A 1,636-nucleotide genomic window follows, 5' to 3' on the forward strand; every position below is an offset into this window, starting at 1 on the left:
TCCGCGATTCAAACAGAATGTTTCCATCACAGATATTTGGTTTTTAAGTTCAGGTTTTTGACTACTAGAAGATACTCGGCAATAAACAACTACTTTTCGTTTTGACTCTATAGGTTTTAACCCTTGAGTAATCAATAAATCATCTTAGGTGTAAAAACGATGCCCCGACAAAGTCCTCTTGGCTGGAAGTTTACCTTCTACATCCCATCTCTGCAAGGTCTTAACTGAAACTCCAATCTTTTTAGCAAATTCATGAGGCTTAAACATAAAATCACCCCCAGGTTTGTCTATGAGTGTACAGGTTTGTCTAAAATTGTTAACTTAGGACAATCTCTTAATCCGGGCAATGCTGGCCACAGGTGCAACACCTGAAGAGATTGGACAGATAATTGCTCAAGTGGGGTAAATTTGTAGGGGCTGAAATCTATCCACAATATATAGTATAGCGATCGCCTACACCAATCGTGTAAGCGATCGCTACTTCCCAATGGGTCTTGACTTTTAGAAAAAATATGCCAAACTAATATTTAGAGAAACTAAATATTTGAAAAAAGAAGTAAATCCTACTCGTGACGAAACTTACGGGAAGAATAAGCTAATGTGCAGCACTGTATAATTAAAAAACCTGAAGTTACAGTAGCACAAGCATCTTGCTTGTATTAATTATTCTATTAATTATTCAAGTTAAAGGCACAACAGCTTATGACTTAACAAGTGGGATTGATACCTTGAGGAATTTTAACTCAAATTCTTGATGAAATTCCAATGAAACTCTGACCCGAAAAATGCGGCTGATCATTTAAGTTTTTGGGTATTTAGGTTATTGATAAAATATCATACACAAAAAAATAACAGTAATCTCAGCAGGTGTTGGTAAAGTTTCACTTTTTATCCATAAAATCCCTAACTACCCAACCGCCACCGGAACTTGATAATAAACTGGTTCATTCCCTGCTTTCCATTTAATATTGCACCCAATACTTGGCTTTTGTTCCCAAATAATTTCCTGATCAGCTAAAACATAATTAATCGCTTTCCGTAAATCTTGTCCAGTTACAGGTAAACCATTTTTCGGACGACTATCATCTAATTGTCCCCGATAAGCCAGCTTTCTATTAGCATCAAATACAAAAAAGTCTGGAGTACAAGCTGCAAAAAAATCTTTAGCTACTTTTTGACTTTCATCATAAAGCAAAGGATAGGATAAGTCTATTTCTTTGGCAAAATCTTTAAGTAATTCTGGTGCGTCATCAGGATGAGTGTTAATATCATTAGAACTAATGGCGACAATACCCACATTTTTATTTTTGTAATCTTGTCCCAACTTTGCTAATTCCAATTTGATATGTTGTACAAAAGGACAATGACGACTGAGAAAAATTACTACTAATACTTTTTTATCTGCAAAATTCCCCAAGGAAATTGTTGTACCTGTTACTACATCTGGGAGATCAAATTTAGGTGCTAAAGTTCCCAAAGGTAACATTGTCGAAGGTGTTAAAGTCATAAAACCCACATTCCGCACCCTCAACTGTCACAGATCAAAAAAGCCATTGAAGTAGTACATAATAACTAAAGGTCACTCAAAAATTAAGAGGCTTAATGAGAATAAATAGCATTAAAAATGAGAGGAAAC

Annotated in this window: 2 protein-coding genes; both read right to left on the bottom strand. The window is 35.3% G+C overall.

Annotated features, from left to right (window positions below; genetic code table 11):
• Positions 1 to 144: 144 nt before the first annotated feature.
• Entirely contained in the window at positions 145 to 267 is a 123-nt protein-coding gene (locus H6F32_RS20800; RefSeq protein ID WP_242031159.1) for a MerR family DNA-binding transcriptional regulator, read from the bottom strand.
• A 640-nt stretch (positions 268 to 907) separates the two neighbouring features.
• On the bottom strand, positions 908 to 1,507 hold the full coding sequence (locus H6F32_RS20185) for a thioredoxin family protein (RefSeq protein WP_190371049.1): 600 nt from the start codon (positions 1,505 to 1,507) through the stop codon (positions 908 to 910).
• Between the last annotated feature and the right edge of the window lie 129 nt (positions 1,508 to 1,636).

This window comes from Anabaena sp. FACHB-1237 (assembly GCF_014696225.1).
Classification (GTDB): domain Bacteria; phylum Cyanobacteriota; class Cyanobacteriia; order Cyanobacteriales; family Nostocaceae; genus FACHB-1237.